Annotated in this window: 19 protein-coding genes; 6 read left to right on the top strand and 13 right to left on the bottom strand. The window is 43.4% G+C overall.

What is annotated here, in order from left to right:
• Positions 1–22: 22 nt before the first annotated feature.
• The 9 genes from guaB to AACZ11_RS07010 form a co-directional block, all read right to left on the bottom strand.
• Positions 23–1,495 (bottom strand): IMP dehydrogenase, encoded by a 1,473-nt coding sequence (gene guaB / locus AACZ11_RS06970; protein ID WP_290628064.1) that lies wholly within the window; start codon positions 1,493–1,495, stop codon positions 23–25.
• Positions 1,496–1,574: 79 nt separating this feature from the next.
• The gene (locus AACZ11_RS06975; protein WP_290628066.1) at positions 1,575–2,063 is read right to left on the bottom strand and encodes a hypothetical protein; all 489 of its coding nucleotides are present in this window, start codon (positions 2,061–2,063) and stop codon (positions 1,575–1,577) included.
• Entirely contained in the window at positions 2,063–2,593 is a 531-nt protein-coding gene (locus tag AACZ11_RS06980; RefSeq protein WP_290628068.1) for an FMN-binding protein, read from the bottom strand. Before AACZ11_RS06980 ends, AACZ11_RS06975 begins: the two co-directional genes overlap by 1 nt.
• A gap of 101 nt (positions 2,594–2,694) precedes the next feature.
• A complete protein-coding gene (locus tag AACZ11_RS06985) occupies positions 2,695–3,873 on the bottom strand; it encodes a hypothetical protein (protein ID WP_339831935.1) in 1,179 nt (392 codons plus the stop codon).
• A 135-nt stretch (positions 3,874–4,008) separates the two neighbouring features.
• Complete coding sequence (locus tag AACZ11_RS06990; RefSeq protein ID WP_290624964.1) at positions 4,009–4,488, bottom strand: heme-binding domain-containing protein; 480 nt, start codon at positions 4,486–4,488, stop codon at positions 4,009–4,011.
• Entirely contained in the window at positions 4,485–6,029 is a 1,545-nt protein-coding gene (locus AACZ11_RS06995; RefSeq protein WP_290624965.1) for a bifunctional metallophosphatase/5'-nucleotidase, read from the bottom strand. Before AACZ11_RS06995 ends, AACZ11_RS06990 begins: the two co-directional genes overlap by 4 nt.
• A 1-nt stretch (position 6,030) precedes the next feature.
• Positions 6,031–6,894, bottom strand: coding sequence for a hydroxymethylglutaryl-CoA lyase (locus tag AACZ11_RS07000; RefSeq protein ID WP_290624966.1), 864 nt, complete (start codon positions 6,892–6,894; stop codon positions 6,031–6,033).
• A gap of 53 nt (positions 6,895–6,947) precedes the next feature.
• A complete protein-coding gene (locus AACZ11_RS07005) occupies positions 6,948–7,562 on the bottom strand; it encodes a LysE family translocator (RefSeq protein ID WP_339831939.1) in 615 nt (204 codons plus the stop codon).
• The gene (locus AACZ11_RS07010; protein ID WP_290624987.1) at positions 7,559–8,593 is read right to left on the bottom strand and encodes a quinone-dependent dihydroorotate dehydrogenase; all 1,035 of its coding nucleotides are present in this window, start codon (positions 8,591–8,593) and stop codon (positions 7,559–7,561) included. Before AACZ11_RS07010 ends, AACZ11_RS07005 begins: the two co-directional genes overlap by 4 nt.
• Before the next feature lie 87 nt (positions 8,594–8,680).
• Between AACZ11_RS07010 and pepT the strand changes: the two genes are divergently transcribed.
• A complete protein-coding gene (gene pepT / locus AACZ11_RS07015) occupies positions 8,681–9,919 on the top strand; it encodes a peptidase T (RefSeq protein WP_290624968.1) in 1,239 nt (412 codons plus the stop codon).
• 75 nt (positions 9,920–9,994) lie between these two features.
• Here pepT and yajC read toward each other — a convergent pair whose 3' ends face one another.
• The 4 genes from yajC to AACZ11_RS07035 form a co-directional block, all read right to left on the bottom strand.
• Complete coding sequence (gene yajC / locus AACZ11_RS07020; protein WP_034261659.1) at positions 9,995–10,285, bottom strand: preprotein translocase subunit YajC; 291 nt, start codon at positions 10,283–10,285, stop codon at positions 9,995–9,997.
• A gap of 10 nt (positions 10,286–10,295) precedes the next feature.
• Complete coding sequence (locus AACZ11_RS07025) at positions 10,296–10,790, bottom strand: DUF1573 domain-containing protein (protein ID WP_290624969.1); 495 nt, start codon at positions 10,788–10,790, stop codon at positions 10,296–10,298.
• Positions 10,791–10,843: 53 nt separating this feature from the next.
• Positions 10,844–11,788, bottom strand: a complete 945-nt coding sequence (gene nusB, locus AACZ11_RS07030) for a transcription antitermination factor NusB (protein WP_290624970.1) — start codon at positions 11,786–11,788, stop codon at positions 10,844–10,846.
• A gap of 72 nt (positions 11,789–11,860) precedes the next feature.
• The gene (locus AACZ11_RS07035) at positions 11,861–12,958 is read right to left on the bottom strand and encodes a Glu/Leu/Phe/Val dehydrogenase (protein ID WP_290624971.1); all 1,098 of its coding nucleotides are present in this window, start codon (positions 12,956–12,958) and stop codon (positions 11,861–11,863) included.
• 119 nt (positions 12,959–13,077) lie between these two features.
• On the opposite strand from AACZ11_RS07035, the gene AACZ11_RS07040 reads away from it, so the two are divergent.
• The 5 genes from AACZ11_RS07040 (at position 13,078) to AACZ11_RS07060 (ending at position 21,138) form a co-directional block, all read left to right on the top strand.
• Positions 13,078–14,835 (top strand): ABC transporter ATP-binding protein, encoded by a 1,758-nt coding sequence (locus AACZ11_RS07040; protein ID WP_290624972.1) that lies wholly within the window; start codon positions 13,078–13,080, stop codon positions 14,833–14,835.
• Positions 14,836–14,899: 64 nt separating this feature from the next.
• Complete coding sequence (locus AACZ11_RS07045) at positions 14,900–15,289, top strand: PUR family DNA/RNA-binding protein (protein ID WP_290624973.1); 390 nt, start codon at positions 14,900–14,902, stop codon at positions 15,287–15,289.
• Positions 15,290–15,372: 83 nt separating this feature from the next.
• The gene (locus AACZ11_RS07050) at positions 15,373–17,886 is read left to right on the top strand and encodes a M14 family zinc carboxypeptidase (protein WP_290624974.1); all 2,514 of its coding nucleotides are present in this window, start codon (positions 15,373–15,375) and stop codon (positions 17,884–17,886) included.
• A 182-nt stretch (positions 17,887–18,068) separates the two neighbouring features.
• Complete coding sequence (locus tag AACZ11_RS07055) at positions 18,069–19,946, top strand: CBS domain-containing protein (RefSeq protein ID WP_290624975.1); 1,878 nt, start codon at positions 18,069–18,071, stop codon at positions 19,944–19,946.
• Positions 19,930–21,138: a succinylglutamate desuccinylase/aspartoacylase family protein gene (locus AACZ11_RS07060; RefSeq protein WP_290624976.1), complete on the top strand. Its 1,209-nt coding sequence runs from the start codon at positions 19,930–19,932 to the stop codon at positions 21,136–21,138. The genes AACZ11_RS07055 and AACZ11_RS07060 overlap by 17 nt, the downstream gene beginning before the upstream one ends.
• Positions 21,139–21,180: the final 42 nt, after the last annotated feature.

A 21,180-nucleotide genomic window follows, 5' to 3' on the forward strand; every position in this document is an offset into this window, starting at 1 on the left:
AAATACTATAAATTGTAGGAAATTACCTTGAGTAATTAGGAGCTTCCTTAGTGATGGTCACATCATGCGGATGGCTTTCATGGATCCCCGATGAGGTGATCTTGATAAACTTTCCGGTAGCTTGTAAAGTCTCAATATCTTTGGAACCACAATAGCCCATTCCGGCACGAAGTCCGCCAATAAACTGTGTCATGCTCTCCACAAGGTCCCCTTTATACGGCACACGGCCTACGATTCCTTCGGGAACTAATTTTTTTATGTCGTCTTCCACATCCTGGAAATAGCGATCCTTAGACCCTTGCTTCATAGCTTCCACAGATCCCATTCCTCGATACGACTTGAACTTACGTCCTTCGTAGATGATGGTCTCCCCGGGAGATTCTTTGGTACCTGCCAATAAGGATCCCAACATAACACTATCGGCTCCCGCGGCTAAGGCTTTAGGGATGTCTCCTGTATAACGTATTCCTCCATCGGCAATCACGGGCACACCACTACCTTTGATCGCTGCAGCAACTTCCAGTACGGCCGAGAATTGCGGGAATCCTACGCCGGCCACTACGCGTGTTGTACAAATAGAACCGGGTCCAATGCCTACTTTTACGGCATCGGCACCGGCATCGACCAAATATTTGGCTGCTTCGGCGGTAGCGATGTTCCCGACGACCACATCCAATTGCGGAAATTTCTTTTTAACTTCTTTGAGTACAGCAACCACCCCTTTGGTATGTCCGTGTGCGGTATCGATAATAACGGCATCTACTTGTGCCGCTACTAAGGCTTCGGCGCGTTCCACAGCATCTGCAGTTACACCCAAGGCAGCAGCGACGCGTAGTCTTCCGTATTGATCCTTGTTTGCGGTAGGTTTCTGTGTTAGTTTGGTGATATCGCGAAACGTGATAAGCCCTAACAAGGCTCCTTCTCTGTTCACAACAGGCAACTTTTCGATCTTGTTCTTCTGAAGGATTATCTCGGCTTCTTTTAAGGAGGTCCCTTGGGCAACGGTGACCAAATTTTCGGAGGTCATCACTTCACTGAGCTTTCTGTCATAATTCTTCTCGAACCGAAGGTCACGATTGGTCACGATACCTATTAACTTTCCGTGGGAATCTGTAATAGGGATCCCACCAATACTGTACTCCTTCATGGTCTGCTGGGCATCGCCCACGGTGGCGTCTTTAGAAAGCGTTACCGGGTCTTGGATCATCCCACTCTCGGCTCTTTTCACTCTGCGAACTTCGGCCGCTTGCTGCTCGATGGTCATGTTCTTATGCAACACGCCAATACCCCCTTCACGGGCCATGGCAATGGCCATAGCACTTTCGGTAACCGTATCCATGGCTGCGGAAACGATTGGAACATTTAAGGTGATGTTTCGGGAAAATTTGGTTTCTATAGAAACTTCTCGGGGTAATACTTCAGAATAGGCAGGCACTAAAAGTACGTCGTCGTAGGTAAGGCCTTCTCCAAGAATCTTGTCGTTGTGTGCAGTCATCGCAATTAAAATTAACTTCCGAAGTACCGAAAGTGGTTACGTATTAATTGCGTGCAAATATACTATATTTAGTTGAGAATTATTGTTTTTTAAACAACTGAATTAAAACCGCACCGGCCCCTACCACATAAACCACCGTCATCACCGTGCCGGAGATCATCACAACATACTTCATCCAAGAGATCCCTTGCCACATCAAATAAATGCCGCCAAAGGTAAATACGATCGAAACAAAGGGTTCGATCATTAAGAAGGCTTTCCATTTTTGAGGGAGGGACGTCAGGGCCAACAGTCCTCCCAAGAAGAAAAAGATAAAAGAAATCGATAAGATATGGGTATGCAAAATGGTGAGCATCTCACGCTCCCCTTTTTTAAATTTCATCACCTCGGGATCCGCTACATCTTCATTCCCTAAGTAATTCTCCTCAATGCCATGGGGTGTGGTCGTATCGGTCTGTCCTACAAATAATAATCCGGTTCCATAACCTATGCTCAAGACCACTACAAAGGCCGCAATAAACTGTTTTATATGCTTAGGAAGGGTATGAATGCGTCCGTGTAGTTGCATTACAGTTTATTTTGCTTCTGAAGGATGGAGATACTCTGTAACAGATCGTTCACGGCTTTGGTCATATTTCGCACCGAAATAGTAGCTCCACTAATAGGGATGATCTCTTGGTTATACCGAAGCTCTTTGGCACCCGCCGCAACGCCGTCGAACTGCTGCAACCAACGCTTACTTCCAATCTCGCCGCCGTACTCTTCACGATAGATCAATACTTTGCTCTTGGTAATAATGAATTGTTTATCAAAAAGCACCAGATAGTCGAACGTAGCGGTCTTACTGGGGGCATTCCCAATATACCCATAACCGGCAAACGTATTATTTACAAATACCTTGAACAGATTCTCTTCACTAAACCGGGAAGGGACTTTTTCTTGATCCGCTTCAGAAATAGTAATAGTCTCCTTTCTAATGATATCTGTATCGAAGAACTTCTCCATTACCTTATCGGCTTTCTTCTCAACATTTGACGGAATGGTGAATGCACTCAACAAAAGTACAAACACAACAAGGAAGGGCAATTTTTTAATCATGATACAAAGGTATTTAACTATTCGGACTTCATAAAATTTTTAAATGGGAATACCTCTTGTGTGTACAAGAGGCATCCCGGCTAATAAACATCTTTAGCAACTTAGAACCATACGCCGATCCCAAAGTTCAAGCGGTCGTCCACATCTCCGTTCTCTACATTGTTGTCTCTAAACTGATAATCTCCTTTCAATACTACCCCGGGTGCGATGTGATAGCTCAATCCGGTAGTGATATCGGTTCGGTTGTACGCATCATTTCTTACAAGGCCGCCTTCGGTGTCGGCATGCGTATCGTAATTCTCATATCGTGCGAAAGCAAAGAGACGTTGCTTGGCGGTAAGCGGTAATAAATTGTAGGCTCCTTCAATATAATACCCTTGCAAAGCGCTTCCCAAATCACGCCCGGTAAGATTGTTATATGCTTCGGTATCGTTCAAAGAAGCGTAAATAAACTGTCCTCTTGCGGTAAAACGCTGATATCCGTATCGGGCATCAACACCCACCATTGCGATTCCAATATCGGCTCCGTCCAAGATTTCAACATCATCTTCGGCTTGGGTCCTTCCGAAATATCCCGACAGTCCCAATCGCAAACCGGGTATTCCGTAATAATCCAATTTTGTAGAAAAAGTAGGTGAATCAATGGTAGATTGTATCCCTTTTTGACGTCCGCCGCGCAGGCCGCTGCTTCCGCTAAGAAAACCGGTGGCCCCTCCTTCTCCGTCTGAAACCGTAGATTTGAAGCCGTTAAAAATGTACGCTTGATACCCTAAGGAAGCATCGGGAAAACGACCCGTCACCCCTACTCCAATCTCACGCCACGTAGTAGGAACAATACTATTGTCTACTGCAGGACGTTCCACACCATTGAAGGTGGTTGGTTCGTGGAATTCGTTCACAATACCCATGGGTACCAGCATCAATCCACCGCGCAAACTCAGATTATCACTCACGGCATAGTTTACAAAAGCTTGTTCAACGAACACTTCCTCCACATGCTCAAACTCGATCTCCGATACGAACTGTGTCTTTTCATTGAACTTGTATCCCAACAGTACAACCAGACGCTGTACGTCCAATTCGCCGTTGTCTCCTTCCGGCTGATTGTAATTGATCTCTCCATACGCACCAATAGTAACGGCTTTCCCATAATTTCCGGAAAGGATACGTTGCGCAGCGTTCTGTTGAAGTTGTGGATCTACCGAAATAGAATCGTTGGCGGTTTGCGCCATGTTAAATGAAGTAACTAATAATAGGGCTAGAATTGTTAGATTTCTCATGATTTTTATTTAGACTGAATATAAATAGGTGTGTTTTTCAGCCGCAAAAATAAAATCAAATTGAAGATCTCACAAGCTTATTTAGAATAAATTTAAATAAATTTTAATGTCATGTTATAAATGTTTAAAAGTGAACTATTTATTACCGGAAATTTCCAACTGCGCTTTATACTGAAGCCTTGCCACAGTGGCCCACTGCAGCAAAAGTACGGTTTCATCTTCCGAAAGATCCCCGTGAATCCATGTGTACGAATCTAATGGCATTTCTCCCTCTTTTACCATTTCGATCACTTCTTCCAGCTTATGGTCCTTTTTCTTTGCCGAGTAGCTTTCCCATTCAGACACGTTAAAGTGACCCTGCCCGTGTTCTATATGTTCTGCCAGCCAAAATGAAAAGGGAGCTATTTCGGCATACCACGGATATTGTGTATGATTGCTGTGGCAGTCATAGCAGTTCTCTTTCAGCAGGGAGGCAACCTGTGCCGAAGGTTTTGTCTCCCTTTCAAAAGCCATGACACTTTCATATCCTGCCTGATTCTTCTCCGGACGTATAAATTGAATGACGATTAAGGCGATCAATGCCAAAACGAGGAAAATCTTTAGTATTTTTTTCATGGTTCCTGTTTTTTAGATTTTAGATAGAGTATCACAGCCTTCCGAATATCGGAAGCGGCTTCGTTTTCCATGGGTTCATAGACCTCCAATACACCGGGATGCTTTGGTGTTAGGAACGGAATATCGTATCCTTTTAACAAGAAGTCACTAAAAGCAATGGTGTACGTTTTGTCTTCATCTATTGCTTCGCCTCCCAGCAACCATCCTCCTGAAGTACTTTCTGAGATGTTGTACCGTTGTAAATAGGCTCCTGTGCCGCCACTTGCCTTCCCGTAGTCCAACACCTCTAATAACAGGGCACCTTCCATGTCTACCTTAACTACATTACCTCCAAACGGTAGCACTCTAAAGATGTCCAAGCTTGTCACGTCCCCTGCCAACATGTCGTCCAACCGAATGGAACCGCCATTTACCAAAGCACCATCTACATCGTGGGTAAAAGAGCGTGCCATCGCATGCGTTATGATCGCTCCTAAATTGGTCTGTATGCCCCTACTTGCACTGTCGGTTCCATCCAGAGGCGGATCTGCCACATAGATCACTTCGTTGGGATTGTCGATTACCTCCGAAACAGATCGCTGTAAAATTTCATCCCATTTTTCCACGATGGCCGCCACCTTAGGGTTGGAAGGTGTTCGTTCATCTATAGGCAGCAATTTCGAATCGATTTCAAGTACTTTTGTTTGGGTATTATACATGATTGTATGCACGTAGACCGTTTTTGCGTTCGCATCGGCTTTTACGATCGTTCCGTTTGCCGTGGGTATTCGCATGCTGTTGTGCTCATGACCGCCCATAAACAGTGGTACTTTAGGCAATTGTCGAGCCAATTCGGTGTCTTGTTCCAAGGTAACATGCGTCAACCCGAAGACAAGATCGGTCGTGGGTTCCAGATCCTGATATGCCCTTTTTGCTTCGGAAAGCACATCGCCATAGAATACAAAGTCCTGCGGATTGGAATCTAAGGTGACACTAAAGAAACCGAGGGTGACCATGGTTCCGTCGGAATCGGTCACATTAAGATGATGCGTATCATTCACCGGAATCGTATTGTTTTCCCGCTCATACACAAAAGGAATGGTATCCCCGCCCGCCACATGGCGCACATTGGCAGTCGTCCATGAAAACCGGGATTCATTCAATCGTTTTTGAAGACCTGCTTCGCCTATATCAAACTCATGATTGCCAAATGTTACGAGATCAAACTCCATAGCATTCATCACTTCTATCATTTGCTTCCCTTGAATACGTTCCCCTTCATACTTAATAGTTCCTAGTAGCGACGGATTTAAAAAATCTCCGGCCATGAAAAGAAACGTATTCGGATTTAGGCTTGCAATGGAATCTCGTACATAAGCGACACGAGCCAATCCGCCATACTTTCCTCCGCTTAAGGGTGCGATCTCGTACACATCATTAAGCTGAATAAAGGTAAACGTTATAACCCCATCATCCGTTCCGGCGGATCCTGGACTTTGTTGCGGTTTACACGCCAGCAACACCAACAAGAAAAGCATGGAAGAATAATACAGTAATTTCATATTAATGGTATTTTGTAAAGATCTTAGTGGCTTGATTATGTGCACTTTCAAAGGACATGGGGTTGATACCACTGTCAATTTTTTCCGCCGTAAAATAACTTAGCATCTTTTCCGTAGGCATGTTACCGGTCAATTCATCCTTGGCCATAGGGCAACCGCCAAACCCTTGAATGGCTCCATCAAAGCGACGACAACCGGCTTTGTACGCTGCATCGACCTTTTCATGCCATGCGGTAGGCGTGGTGTGCAAATGTGCTCCAAATTCGATGTGTGGATATTTTGGAATGAGATTAGAGAACAAATAGGTAATGATCTCGGGAGTGGAAGTGCCTACGGTGTCACTCAAGGAAAGTATCTTTACTCCCATGGCCGAAAGCCGCTCGGTCCATTCCCCTACAATAGCAACATTCCAGGGGTCTCCGTACGGGTTTCCAAAACCCATAGATAGGTAGGCAACCACTTCTTTAGAATGTTGGTCTGCCAGATCCAAGATCTCCTGTAAGATATCGATGGACTGCGCAATGGTCTTGTGTGTATTGCGCATTTGGAAATTTTCAGAAATGGAAAAAGGATATCCCAGATACTTGATCTCAGGATATCGTACCGCCGTCTCAGCCCCCCGAACATTCGCAACTATTGCCAACAACTTACTTTGTGTTTGCGTTAGATCCAATTGCGCCAAAACCGCGGCTGTGTCTTGCATTTGCGGGATGGCCTTGGGTGATACAAAACTACCAAAATCAATGGTGTCAAAACCACATCGCAGTAAGGATTGAATGTACTCGACTTTTTCGTTGGTAGGTATCCAGTCTTTGATACCTTGCATGGCATCTCTGGGACATTCTATGATCTTGACGTGTTGCATTAGGATAAAGATATAAATTCCCGAGCAGGGAAAATTCTATTCATTCAAAAAATCTAAGGGATCATGATATACAAAGCGATTCCGACAAAAACAAGTATCTGAAGCCATTTTAAAACAAGTCCAACAGTCTTTCCCTGAGTGAGAAAACGCTTAATACTTCCGGCCAACAAGGCGATGGCACTAAAAGTGAGAAATGAAACTACCATGAAGGTCATTCCTAAAATATAAAATTGGAGAACGGTGTTTTCAGAAGGATCCCATAAAAAAGCCGGAAAGAACGCCAAGAAAAAGATCATGACCTTCGGATTTAGCAAATTCATGATTACGCCTATCTTGAACAGCTCGCGGGTTGACTTTTCGGGGGCACTGTTCGCATAGGATATCTCCGCATCACTTTTAAAAACTTTATACGCCAAGTACAACAGATAAAGGGCACCTAGTATCTTGATCGCATAGAAAAGAGTTTCCGAAGCGGTAATCAAAGCAGACACTCCAAAGGCCAGTAACGTTGTGTGTACGATACAGCCGCTAATGAGTCCCGCCGTGGTCGCAATACCACTTTTGGCTCCGTTCGTCAAGGATTGCGTAAGCACATAAATATTGTCCGGACCGGGAGAAAGTGCCAACGCCAGCGTTGCTAAGATAAAAAGGTACAGGTGCTCGATCATGCCTGTTGCTGCTTCACTAAGGCTTTGTTTATCTCCTTTACAAGCTTGGGACCTTCATAGATAAAGCCGGTATACAGTTGCACCAAACTTGCACCGGCATTCAATTTTTCAAGGGCATCCTTGGGTGAATGGATGCCCCCGACCCCAATGACCGGAAAAGCATTGTTACTTTTTTCACAGAGGAACCGGATCACTTCGGTCGAGCGTTCGGTAAGGGGTTTTCCGCTCAGACCACCGACTTCCTGCCGTGCAGGTGATTCCAGACCCTCGCGGGAGATCGTTGTGTTGGTAGCGATGACCCCATCTATTTTAGTGTCTGAAACGATGTCGATGATATCCAGCAATTGCGCTTCGGAAAGATCCGGAGCAATCTTTAACAGTATGGGTTTACGCTTTAGCTTTTCAGCATTCTGCTGCTGAAGCTTCCGTAGCAGTTGCGTTAGCGGTTCTTTATCCTGAAGCGCTCTCAGGTTAGGCGTGTTTGGAGAACTTACGTTCACCACAAAATAGTCGACATGATCGAACAATGCCTCAAAACCGATCACATAATCGGTAACAGCTGCTTCATTAGGTGTGGCCTTGTTCTTCCCAATATTTCCTCCAATAAGCACATGTCCTTTCCCTGAAGGATTCTTCTTCAATCGCATTACCGCTTCTTCAACGCCACCATTATTGAAACCCATTCGGTTAATGAGTGCCTCATCCTCCACCAAACGGAACAATCTTTTTTTAGGGTTCCCCGCTTGAGGCTTAGGCGTAAGCGTCCCGATCTCAATAAACCCGAAACCAAAATTGGACAGCTCGCGATACAGTTTCGCGTCTTTGTCGAAGCCGGCGGCTAAACCAACCGGATTTGGAAAACTAAGTCCGAAAAGTTCTCGTTTCAATACGGGATTTTCCACATGGTACATGCTTCGGAAAAGTCCTCCCATTCCTATTCGGTTCATAAATCGAATGAGTGAGAAGGTGGTGTGATGAATTTTTTCAGGATCGAAAAGATACAGGATGGGCCGAAGAATCGCTTTGTACATAGGTGTGAAAATCTTTTGCAAAAATAGTATTAAAGTGCGTAATAGTTAATTTGAATATGTTTTAATTTGTACTGAAAATCTAGTAATATGATCGACAAACAACACCTCATCAACCGATTTATAGGTTATGTTACCGTGGACACCGAAAGTGATCCTGAAAGCGACACAACCCCCAGTACCATGAAACAATGGGATCTGGCCAATGCATTGGTGGAAGAATTAAAAAGTATTGGCATGGAGGAGGTAACCATAGACGAACATGCCTATATTATGGCAACCTTGCCCTCAAATGTGGATCATGAAGTGCCGGTTATTGGATTCATTTCCCATTTTGACACAACTCCCGATTTTACCGGGGCAAATGTAAAACCTCAGATCATAGAGAACTACAATGGCAAAGATATTGTCCTTAATGAAACTGAAAATATTATACTGTCACCGGATGATTTTGAGGAGCTGCTATTGTACAAAGGAAAGACCTTAATCACCACCGATGGCACCACTTTACTAGGCGCTGATGACAAGGCAGGTATCGCTGAGATCATATCGGCCATGGAATATCTCATACAACACCCCGAGATTAAACATGGAAAGATTCGTGTAGGGTTCACCCCCGATGAGGAAATTGGTCGCGGAGCACATAAGTTCGATGTGCAGAAATTTGGAGCGGAATGGGCCTATACCATGGACGGAAGCCAGGTAGGTGAATTGGAATATGAGAATTTTAACGCGGCAGGCGCCGTAGTAAGTATTAAAGGTAAGATCGTTCATCCCGGATATGCCAAAGGCAAGATGATCAATAGTATGTATATCGCCACAGATTTCATCAATTCTCTCCCCAGGTTGGAAACACCTGAGCATACCGAGGACCGACAAGGATTCTTCCATTTGTACAGCATCAAGGGTGGTGTCGATGACACCAAGCTTCAATACATCATTCGGGATCATGATCGAGAACATTTCGAGGCCCGCAAAGAGATGCTGTTGAAGTTGGCAGACGATATCAATGAACAGTATGAGCGCGAAGCCGTTACCGTGGAGATCAAGGATCAGTATTTCAATATGCGGGAAAAGATCGAACCGGTAATGCATGTTGTGGATATAGCGGAAGAAGCTATGAAAAAGGCTGGTATTACACCTTTGATCAAACCCATTCGTGGAGGAACGGACGGCTCGCAGTTAAGCTACATGGGACTCCCCTGCCCCAATATCTTTGCGGGCGGACATAATTTCCACGGACGATATGAGTATGTTCCTGTGGAGAGCATGCAAAAAGCTATTGAAGTGATCGTTAACATCGCCCAGCTCACCGCCGAAAGAGCGTAAGCTTTAGAAGAACATAAAAGTCAAAAAAAAACCCTTCAGAAGATCTGAAGGGTTTTATATTAATAAAGAATATTACTATTTTTTCGCAGGCGCATTTTCCTTATTGGTCAATTCCATAGAAAGCGCGGAGCGTTCAAATTTTACTTTACCGGCCCCTGTTTCAATAATACACGTGCCATCTTCGTGAAGCTCCAACAGTTTGCCGTGCAATCCACTTTTAGTGACCACTTTATCTCCTTTTTTAAGTCCTTTGTCAAAATTCTTTTCCTGCCGAAGCTTCTTTCGCTGCGGAAGTACAATAAAGAAAATGATAAAGACTGCAAATAGTAATAGTGGTCCGAGAAATTGTTGCATTTCTGCACTCATAGTGTGTGTTTTATTGTGCGGTATTCGTTTGGATCATGGAAGAAGCATTACCTGCCTGTCCTTCAGGAGCATTTACGAACGCCTTGATCTTTAGGGTTTCTTTTCCGGCAGCAGTATTGGCCGTAATGGTTACAGTCTTACTTACTTGATTCTTCCCACTTCCGTTGAATTTTACCAATAATTCTCCCTTTTCCCCGGGGGCAACAGGTGCTTTGGTATATTCAGGAACAGTACATCCGCAGCTACTTTTTGCATCAACGATCACCAATGGAGCATTCCCGGTGTTCGTGAATCTAAATACATGCTCTACGGCTGTATTTTGTTCGATAGTTCCAAAATCGTATTCGGTCTCTTCAAATGTCATTACAGGTACTTCACCTGCTTTTGCATCACGATCTGCAGCAGCAGCTACATTTTCTTCGTTCACTTTATCGGCTGCGTTCTCTTTACAAGAAGTAAAAGCAACTGCAGCGAGTACTGCTACTAATAAGATTGATTTTTTCATAGAATAAAAATTTTTAAGTTTTAAGCGTGGCTAAAGTACTTATTTTTTTGTTTTTATGTAAGGCCCCTGCCAATTTTATTTAATTTCCTTGCTTCGGTAAATTCCTTTACGATCTTGTCCAGTATCCCATTGATAAACAAACTGCTCTTGGGTGTTGAGTATTCTTTTGCAATTTCAAGATATTCGTTAATGGTGGCGCGTACAGGGATAGATGGGAAATTAAGGAACTCTGTAATTCCCATCTTTAGTATGATCATATCCAACTCTGCGATCCGCTCGGTATCCCAGTTAGGGGTTTTGCCATCGATCTCCTTACTCAATTTCTCTTCGTTAAGAATGGTCTTACGGAATAAGGTAACCGCAAAATCACGATCCTCGTCATTCTTATACAGTTCCGGCAGCAACACCGTCTTTACATTCTTGCCCGATACTTTGGACAATACTTTCACCAGTGCGGTATTCACAATAGGAAAATCATCCAACCAAGTAAGTCGTTTGTCTTCCAAATAGTCATAAAGCTTTTCATTGGGAGCCACGATCTCCTTGTACACCTTTATAATAAAATCCTTGTCTTCCGCAAAGGAAGGTTCACTCTTGGCAAGATAGGTATCATACCACTCCTGCTGCCGTAGTGTTTTTAACAGAATACGGGCGTATTCATCATCTTCTTTCCAATAGTTGAGTTTCTTCTTCTTGATCGCTTCGGAAAGGGAAGATTGCTCTGCAATAAGCTGAAGCAATTTATTGTTCACGAAATTCTTGCTGGGATTCTTCTCTTTCGCCGTAGGCAAATGCTTGTTCTGCGATTTTACCAGATATTCTTGGGCTTGATCACGCATCTCGACCAAGATCTGAAGCATAATAAGGTAAAGATCTTCCATTTGGTCCAAGCTGTACAGCAAGAACTTCTCTTGTTTCTCAATATCCTGATAAGCCGTTTGGTTGAAGGCATACACCGACTGTAATACTTTTACCCTAATATGTCTTCTCGTTAGCATATAGAAAGAACTTGTAAATAACAACGCACAAGAAACTCTTGTGCGTTGCAAAGATACTATTTTATAAAATGATTACTTGTTATTTTTTTTAGCGTCAATTCGCGACTGTGCAATGTTCAACGCTGCTTGATGTGTGGTCACATCATTGGTTTCGGCATTGGTAAGAATCTCTAATGTGGTATTATAGATGTTCTCAGTCTTACGAATGATCTCTTGACGGCCGTAATTTTCCAGTTCGGCGTATACATTAATGATACCTCCGGCATTGATAAGGAAATCGGGAGCATACACGATACCCTTTTCACGAAGTAAAAGTCCGTGTTTCTGTTCTTCCGCTAACTGATTATTAGCGGCACCGGCGATGATTTTAGCCTTTAGTTGTGGAATGGTGCTATCGTTCACCGTTGCACCCAAAGCACATGGCGCGTAGATATCCATTTGTTCCGCATATAGATTGTGTCCTCCGTAGATCTCTACACTGTACTTATCACGTACTTCTTCGAGTCGATCCTGATTGATATCGGCAATATAAACCTTAGCCCCTTCATTGGACAAGTGCTCGACCAAAGCTTCACCAACATTTCCAATACCTTCCACAAAGACCACACGGTCTTCCAACACATCGCTTCCAAAGGTATACTTAGCCGCAGCTTTCATACCCATAAACACCCCGTAAGCAGTAATGGGTGACGGATTTCCCGCACCTCCTTTAGATTCAGAAATACCTGTAACATATGGTGTCACGGTTCGCACCAAATCCATGTCTGATGTTTCCATCCCAACATCCTCTGCCGTGATATATTTTCCATTCAAGGAATGAACGAATTCACCAAAGCGCAGCATCAATTCGGGAGTCTTTTGAGTTTTAGCATCCCCAATGATAACCGCTTTTCCGCCACCAAGATTCAATCCTGTGATAGCCGATTTGAAGGTCATCCCGCGAGAGAGGCGTAATACATCGTTCAATGCGTCCCATTCGCTTTTATAATTCCACATACGGGTACCGCCTAAAGCAGGCCCCAAAACGGTATTGTGAATTCCAATTATTGCTTTTAATCCTGTATCTTTGTCGTTACAAAAAACAACTTGTTCGTGATTATCAAAGGACATTTGCCCAAAAACCGGGTCTATTTTTTGAAGTTCATTCGATTTTACTACTTCCGTCACCATATTAATTTTAAATTTATAACATCCTTAAAATGGACGCGCAAAAGTAGTGGTTTGGTAACAATCTCACAAAATAATTGTTGTTAAAATAAGAATTTGATAGCTTACAGAATTTTCCTTAAATGAAAGAACTCCAATACCTTAACCGTTACTTTATTAAGTACCGCGGGCGACTGTTATTAGGTCTATTTATAACTATCATTGCACGCATCTTTGCATTGTTGGCGCCTAAGTTCGTAGGAGACTCTATCACGGTGATTGAAAAATCGGTAAGTGGTGAGCTTACGGATCAAGCTGCCATCGAATCGGCATTACTTACCAATATCCTGTTGATCTTGGGCACCACCCTATTGGCGGCACTCTTCACTTTCCTGATGCGACAAACCTTTATTGTTGTTTCACGATACATCGAATACGATCTCAAGAATGAGATCTTTCAGCAATACGAACGTCTTTCCTTAAGTTTTTACAAACAAAACCGAACGGGAGATCTCATGAACCGAATAAGTGAGGATGTATCAAAAGTACGTATGTACGTAGGTCCTGCCATCATGTACAGCGTCACGACCATTACACTCTTTATTGTGGTAATAGCTTATATGTTCTACAAAGCACCACTGCTTACCTTATATGCCATCGCACCGCTACCCGTGCTGTCCATTGCCGTCTACAGACTAAGTGTTGCAATACACAAACGCAGTACGATCGTACAACAATATTTGTCAAAACTAACGTCCTACACGCAAGAAAGCTTCAGCGGTATCTCGGTCATTAAGGCCTATGGTATAGAACCGCGAATCAATACCGAGTTCGTAAGCCTTTCAGAAGCAAGCAAAGAAAAGAACATCGATCTGGTGAAAGTACAGGCCTTGTTCTTTCCGCTCATGATCCTTCTCATTGGTATTAGCAATCTACTTGTGATTTATATAGGAGGCAAGCAGTTTATCAACGGAGAGATCCAGGACCTGGGAACCGTAGTAGAATTCTTGATCTACGTAAATATGCTTACTTGGCCGGTTGCCGTGGTAGGCTGGGTAACTTCTATGGTGCAGCAAGCTGAAGCCTCCCAAAAACGTATCAACGAATTTCTTAAGGAAGAACCTGCTATTACGAACGAGGTGCAACATAGAACACCGGTTACAGGAGCTATCGAATTCAAGGATCTAAGTTATACCTATCCCGATACGAATATAACGGCATTGAAGAATGTTTCCTTTACAGTGCGTCCCGGAGAGACCTTAGCTATTATTGGACATACAGGTTCCGGCAAATCGACAATTCTGGAATTGATAGGCAGACTGTACGATGTTGAAAGCGGACAGATTCTTATTGACGGAACACCGATTAAGAAATTGAATTTAGACGATTTACGCGGAAGCATAGGGTATGTGCCCCAAGATGCGTTTCTCTTTAGTGAATCGATCAAGGAGAACATAAAGTTTGGAAAGGCAGATGCTACCGATAAAGAGGTGATGGAAGCCGCTAAGAATGCGGCCGTGCATAAAAATATAGTGGGCTTCAGTAAAGGATACGATACTGTCTTGGGAGAGCGGGGTATCACGCTAAGTGGCGGACAAAAACAACGAGTTTCTATTGCGCGTGCGATCATCAAAGACCCGACCATCCTCCTGTTCGACGACTGCCTCTCTGCGGTCGATACCGAAACTGAGGAAGAGATCCTACAAAACCTTCATAAGATCTCACACAACAAAACCACTGTTATCGTAAGTCATAGGGTGTCCTCTGCAAAAAATTCAGATAAGATCATCGTGTTGGAAGAGGGGCAGATCGTGCAACAGGGCACTCATAACGAACTGATCAACAGCGAAGGATACTACAAAGAGCTCTACGCGAAACAGCTTTCAGAAAAAGAAATGTAAAATTACCTTTGCGATATTTGTATTTTTTTTGGATTTTTGGCAGAACCTTAACAAATTGACAATTATGAGTGATCAGTACATGATGGAGAAAGAAGAAATATTCTCAAAAGTGATGCGCGCCGGAAGACGTACCTATTTCTTTGACGTTAGATCTACCAAAGCCGGAGATTATTATTTGACTATTACCGAAAGTAAGAAGTTTACCAATGACGATGGTTCCTTCCACTACAAGAAACATAAGATCTACCTTTATAAAGAAGATTTTATTGAATTTAAAGATCATGTCGATGAGATGATACAATACATTCTTGACGAAAAGGGGGAAGAGGTTATTAGTGAACGCCACCAAAAAGATTTTAAGAAGGAAGATCAGGCTAATACGCCGGAACAAGACGCCGACACCGATGAACCGGCCACTTCTAATTTTACCGACGTGGAATTTGACGATATATAAGTAGTTTTTTTATAAAATTGAATGAACCGCTTCGATCTTTCGAAGCGGTTTTTTTATCTTTAACCTTTTTGCAAAATAATATTATGAAAAAACTCTCCCTTCTCCTATTACTCTTATTTATTTCAGGAATCGCACAAGACAACACCGTTGACCTTACCTATTATCTACCTTCCGATGTTACATACAACCCCAATATCCCTACCCCAAAAAGTATCATTGGTCATGAGGTTGGGGAATGGCATATCACGCACGATAAACTAGTTCAATATATGTACGCCCTTGCCAATGCAAGTGATCGTATTACTATAGAAGACAGGGGAACAACTTTTGAAGGTCGCCCATTACTGTTGCTCACCATTACTGCGCCTTCCAATCATGCGAATCTGCAAAACTTGCGGCAAGAGCATGTGGCACTCACCGAAGCCAATGCGGGCACTTTAAACACCGCAAACATGCCTGTAGTTGTGTATCAAGGTTTTTCCATTCACGGGAACGAACCCAGTGGTTCAAACGCCGCACTCGCTGTTGCCTACTACTTGGCGGCGGCCCAAGGACCTAAGATGGATGACTTATTACAAAACACAATTATTCTCTTCGATCCTTCATTTAACCCGGATGGCTTACAACGCTTTGCCAGCTGGGTGAACGTGCATAAAGCAAAGAACATCAATCCCGATCCTAACGACAGAGAATACAGTGAAGCCTGGCCGGGTGGACGCACGAATCACTATTGGTTCGATATGAACCGCGACTGGCTGCCGGTGCAATTACCCGAGAGTCGGGCACGCATAGAAACCTTCCATGACTGGTACCCGAACATACTTACCGATCATCACGAAATGGGCACGAATGCCAGCTTTTTCTTTCAGCCGGGAATACCGTCCCGAACCCATCCGCTGACTCCCAAAAAGAACCAACAACTTACGGGAGAGATCGCAAAGTTCCATGCCAAAGCGTTGGATAAGATTGGTAGCTTTTACTATACGGAAGAAAGTTTCGACGATTTTTACTACGGAAAAGGTTCTACCTTCCCCGATATTAACGGAAGCATCGGAATTTTGTTCGAACAGGCATCGTCACGCGGACATGCGCAAGAGAGTGACAACGGTATTCTTACATTTCCATTCACCATTCGCAATCAGTTTACCGCAGCCTTATCTACGCTGGAAGCGGCGGTTGCCATGCGGGAATCCTTACTCGACTACCAACGGGAATTTTTCGGCAATGCACGTAATGAAGCTTCAAAAGGGGGCGCCATTGTATTTGGGGATGAGAAAGATGCGTCTAAGGTTTTTCATTTAGCCGAAATACTTCAGCGCCATAAGATCAGGTTTCACGAATTGAATTCCGATTTCACCGCAAATGGCAAAACGTACAAAAAAGGGTATAGCTATGTGATTCCGAAGAATCAGAAACAACACCGCCTAATCAATGCTATGTTCGAAAAACGAACGTCATTTACAGATAGTTTGTTCTATGATATTAGTGCGTGGACCTTTCCGCTCGCTTTCAACCTAGACTACACCGAAGCCTCTATGGAACGAGCGGCTGCCCAAGTAACGAGCCTTACACAAAAGGAGCCGCCCATACCAAATACTTCTCAGTACGCCTACCTTATGGAATGGCATGATTACTATGCTCCAAAAGCGCTGAACACACTACTACAAAAGGAAATACGCGCAAAAGTAGGGATGCAGCCCTTTACACTGAACGGGATGGAATACGATTACGGTACCATCCTGATTCCTGTTCAGAATCAAAAAATGTCCGGTGACGCACTTGCCGACCTTATTAGAACGATTTCAAAAGAGACCCATGTAACGTTTACACCTGTCACGACAGGACTTACCCAAGGGATCGATCTGGGAAGCAATCAGTTTCGTGCGCTAGAGGCGCCTAAGGTAGCCATGGTCATTGGTGACGGTATCACGCCCTATGATGCCGGGGAGATCTGGCATCTTATGGACCAACGCTTCGATATGGCCTTGACCAAGATCGATACACGCGATTTCAGCAGGACAGACCTTAGCCGTTACACCGATATAATTTTACCCAGTAGCTGGGGAAATGCTTTGGACAAAAGGGATGCAGAAAAACTAAAAACGTGGGTTGAAACCGGCGGAACTTTAATTGGTTATAAGAATGCCGGCAGCTGGTTTAACAGCAACGAATTGTTAAAAATGGAATTTAAAACCCGCAAGGACACCGCTACAAATATTAGTTTTGAGCAAAGGAGTGATTTTCGTGGAGCCCAGGTTATTGGCGGTGCTATCTTTGAAACCCGTTTGGATCGATCTCACCCGGTTGCCTTCGGTTATAAGAATTCAACACTGCCCGTGTTTCGAAACAGTACCCTCTTTTTGAAATCGGATAAAGACAGCTATAATAACCCGATTGAGTATACCTCTGCCCCGCTGCTAAGCGGGTACATATCCAAACCAAATCTTGAGGAACTACAAAATACGGCTGCCGTAAAGATTGGCGGTTTGGGACGAGGACAAGTGATTTACTTTACAGACAACCACAATTTTAGGGCGTTTTGGTACGGTACCAATAAATTATTGATGAATGCCATATTCTTCGGTGACGAGATGTAACATATCAAATCTTCTTACACTTTAACCGTAGCCAATTTTATGTATCGTATTTAAAAATCACTATTTGGATAGAATCGCCCAAAATATGCGATTCGTCATATTTTAAGAGAATTAACCGCTTTATCTTACCGTTCATTTAGTCGTACGATCATTCTAATCGTACGGCTGTTTAATCGTAAGATATGGGAGAACATAAAGTACTTAGTACCCTTCAGTATAAGGATAGGGCCAAGTTTATAGCACATCTGTTAAATGATATAAAAGCGTTAGAACAGATGTTGGTCCAAGGTCTTATCGAAGATGATATCGTTCGAATAGGTGCCGAGCAGGAGTTTTGTCTTCTTACGCCGCACTGGCGTCCTTCAGATCGTTCAGAAGCTATCTTAAAAGCCATTGACGATCCACATTTCACTACCGAACTGGCGCGGTACAATCTAGAGATCAATCTAGATCCAGTTCCTTTAACATCGAATTGTTTTTCGCTGATGGAATCCCAGCTTAACGAATTATTGCTGAAAGCCGGTAACACCGCGAAACAACACGACACTTATTTATTACTTACCGGTATTCTTCCCACCATTAGCAAGAAAGAACTAGAATTTTATTACATGACACCCCAACCCAGGTATTGGGCGCTCAATGATATGATGAAGGAATTACGTGGCAGTGACTTCCAATTATACATAAAGGGCGTGGACGATCTTAGTATCCATCATGATTCGGTGTTATTTGAAGCTTGTAATACCAGCTTCCAAATGCATTTACAAATTGCCCCACAGGATTTCATATCCAGTTACAATTGGGCACAGGCAATTTCCGGTCCTATTTTGGGAATAAGTACAAATTCTCCGCTTCTCTTAGGCAGAGAATTGTGGGATGAGACCCGAATTGCTTTGTTTCAGCAAAGTATAGATACTCGGTTCTCTTCGTATGCACTAAAGGATCAACAAGCACGGGTTTCCTTTGGGACACAGTGGGAAAGCGGATCGATAGCTGACATCTATAAAAATGACATCGCTATCCACAAAGTAATCTTATCTAAAGATATAGCGAGAGATTCTATGGACATCTTGGAAGAAGGCGGAATTCCTAAACTTCCCGCTCTCAATCTCCACAACGGCACCATCTATAAGTGGAATCGTCCCTGCTACGGCGTGGGCGGAGGAAAGGCACATGTTCGTATCGAGAACAGATATATCGCATCGGGACCTTCCACCTTGGATGAGATGGCAACCTTTGTTTTCTGGGTAGGATTAATGATAGGTCGTCCATCCACTTTCGACCACATGCCGGCCGTTATGGATTTTAGAGATGCAAAATCGAATTTTATCAAAGCTGCACGTACCGGAAAACACTCCGTCCTTCATTGGATGGGCAAGGCGTATTCGGTTAAAGACCTGATCTTGAAAGAGCTCTTGCCAATCGCTCATTCGGGGCTTAAAAAAGCAGGAATTGACCCTGCAGATATAGAACGGTTTCTGAAAGTAATAGAAGTACGTGCACATGGAATAACCGGTTCCCAGTGGATGGTTCAAAATTTCAGAAAACTGCGAAAGACGATGAAAAAAGACGATGCGCTACGCATACTTACAAAGGCAATGTACGAAGCCCAGCAGACGGAAAAGGTAGTTAATGAGTGGCCACAGGTCAAATATCGTGCAGGAGCACTGTCTTCGGCACATCTGGTGGGCCATATCATGTCCACCCAATTGTTTACTGTAAAGGAAAACGATCTTGCCAGTCTCGCTACCTCGGTAATGGAATGGAAAAACGTACACCATGTTCCTGTAGAAGGCAAAGGTGGTATGCTGAGCGGCCTTCTTACTTGGACTCATATGAAGAAACATCAAAAAAGTGAGAATAACAGCAGTACACTGACTGTAGCTGATATTATGGTGAGAGACGTTACCACAGTAAATTCAGACACTCCGATTTCTCATGCGATTGCCCTTATGAAAAAACATGAGTTTGGTTGTTTACCGGTAGTAAAGGATAATGAAATGATTGGAATTATAACCATTAAAGATGTAATACCTTTTGACAATGACCGAAATTCCTAATACGGTTCAAAATAAAGTAGTAACACAGCGCATTATTGGACATCTTAAGGGGGCAGAACCCGGCCCCACAATTGTGTTTGTAGGTGGTTTGCACGGAAACGAACCCGCCGGGGTCATCGCCCTGCAACAACTGATGGCAGAGCTTAAACAAGCGAACGTTCCGCTGAAAGGTAGTATATATGCAATTGCAGGTAACTTGTGGGCTTTGAGGCATGGCAAAAGGTACCAAAAAGAAGATCTCAACCGTTTATGGACGTTTCCAACGATCAAAAAATTGATCTCCGGAAGTTTTGATACTTCCGAAAATGAGGACAGAAAAGAACAATGCGAACTCTACGCTACTTTTTCAGAAATATTGGAAAATGAGAAAGGACCGTTCTATTTCTTTGATCTTCATACCACTTCCGGCACGACCATCCCTTTCATCACCGTAAATGATAATCTACTGAATCGAAAGTTTACCTCCCAGTATCCCGTTCCCATTATTTTAGGCATCGAAGAATTTTTAGTGGGACCGCTGCTAAGCTACGTAAACGAACTCGGGTATGTCGCTTTTGGTTTTGAGGGAGGGCAGCACGATGACCTGCAGGCGGTAATCAACCATAAAGCCTTCAGCTATCTAAGTTTGGCCTTTTCAGGGTGTATTCCACATACGTTGTCACAAGTAGAAAAATCTGCTGCAATTCTCTCAAATCAGTGTAGCGATAAAAGGGGTTTCTTTGAGATATTCCATCATCACTCACTTCAGGCTACAGATGCCTTTATCATGGCACCCGGATTTGAAAATTTTCAATCGATTGAAAAGGGACAATTATTGGCCCATAAGAATGGAAGACCTATCATCGCCCAATATAAGGGCAAAATATTTATGCCATTATACCAAAAACAAGGGGGTGACGGTTTTTTTGTGGTTCGATCTATCCCAAAGATTTTTATGCATCTATCCCGATGGTGTCGAAAATTTCATATAGATGCACTGCTTACGCTATTGCCGGGGGTTCGTTGGCAATCGAAGAAAAAGGACACACTTATAGTTGATATTCGAATCGCACGTTTTTTCACTAAAGATTTCTTTCATCTTTTGGGGTATAGAAGCCGGGTGATCGATCGATTCCATATTCTCATGAAGAATCGTGAAAAAGCAGCTAGGACGTCCGCTTATAAGGATGCCGACTGGTATTTACGAAATTAAGCCTATATTCAGTTTTTACCCTCGTTTACAAAACCGTATCTT

This window comes from uncultured Altibacter sp. (genome assembly GCF_963972995.1).
Lineage (GTDB): Bacteria > Bacteroidota > Bacteroidia > Flavobacteriales > Flavobacteriaceae > Altibacter.

Bases quoted from the DNA above. Each gene is read 5' to 3' on its own strand.
- AACZ11_RS07010 (WP_290624987.1), bottom strand. From the start codon at position 8,593: ATGTACAAAGCGATTCTTCGGCCCATCCTGTATCTTTTCGATCCTGAA.
- AACZ11_RS07060 (WP_290624976.1), top strand. From the start codon at position 19,930: ATGACCGAAATTCCTAATACGGTTCAAAATAAAGTAGTAACACAGCGC.
- yajC (WP_034261659.1), bottom strand. From the start codon at position 10,285: ATGAGTGCAGAAATGCAACAATTTCTCGGACCACTATTACTATTTGCA.
- AACZ11_RS07000 (WP_290624966.1), bottom strand. From the start codon at position 6,894: ATGCAACACGTCAAGATCATAGAATGTCCCAGAGATGCCATGCAAGGT.
- AACZ11_RS07055 (WP_290624975.1), top strand. From the start codon at position 18,069: ATGGGAGAACATAAAGTACTTAGTACCCTTCAGTATAAGGATAGGGCC.
- AACZ11_RS07040 (WP_290624972.1), top strand. From the start codon at position 13,078: ATGAAAGAACTCCAATACCTTAACCGTTACTTTATTAAGTACCGCGGG.
- AACZ11_RS06995 (WP_290624965.1), bottom strand. From the start codon at position 6,029: ATGAAATTACTGTATTATTCTTCCATGCTTTTCTTGTTGGTGTTGCTG.
- nusB (WP_290624970.1), bottom strand. From the start codon at position 11,788: ATGCTAACGAGAAGACATATTAGGGTAAAAGTATTACAGTCGGTGTAT.
- AACZ11_RS06980 (WP_290628068.1), bottom strand. From the start codon at position 2,593: ATGATTAAAAAATTGCCCTTCCTTGTTGTGTTTGTACTTTTGTTGAGT.
- pepT (WP_290624968.1), top strand. From the start codon at position 8,681: ATGATCGACAAACAACACCTCATCAACCGATTTATAGGTTATGTTACC.
- AACZ11_RS06975 (WP_290628066.1), bottom strand. From the start codon at position 2,063: ATGCAACTACACGGACGCATTCATACCCTTCCTAAGCATATAAAACAG.
- AACZ11_RS07005 (WP_339831939.1), bottom strand. From the start codon at position 7,562: ATGATCGAGCACCTGTACCTTTTTATCTTAGCAACGCTGGCGTTGGCA.
- AACZ11_RS07050 (WP_290624974.1), top strand. From the start codon at position 15,373: ATGAAAAAACTCTCCCTTCTCCTATTACTCTTATTTATTTCAGGAATC.
- AACZ11_RS07035 (WP_290624971.1), bottom strand. From the start codon at position 12,958: ATGGTGACGGAAGTAGTAAAATCGAATGAACTTCAAAAAATAGACCCG.
- AACZ11_RS06985 (WP_339831935.1), bottom strand. From the start codon at position 3,873: ATGAGAAATCTAACAATTCTAGCCCTATTATTAGTTACTTCATTTAAC.
- guaB (WP_290628064.1), bottom strand. From the start codon at position 1,495: ATGACTGCACACAACGACAAGATTCTTGGAGAAGGCCTTACCTACGAC.
- AACZ11_RS06990 (WP_290624964.1), bottom strand. From the start codon at position 4,488: ATGAAAAAAATACTAAAGATTTTCCTCGTTTTGGCATTGATCGCCTTA.
- AACZ11_RS07025 (WP_290624969.1), bottom strand. From the start codon at position 10,790: ATGAAAAAATCAATCTTATTAGTAGCAGTACTCGCTGCAGTTGCTTTT.
- AACZ11_RS07045 (WP_290624973.1), top strand. From the start codon at position 14,900: ATGAGTGATCAGTACATGATGGAGAAAGAAGAAATATTCTCAAAAGTG.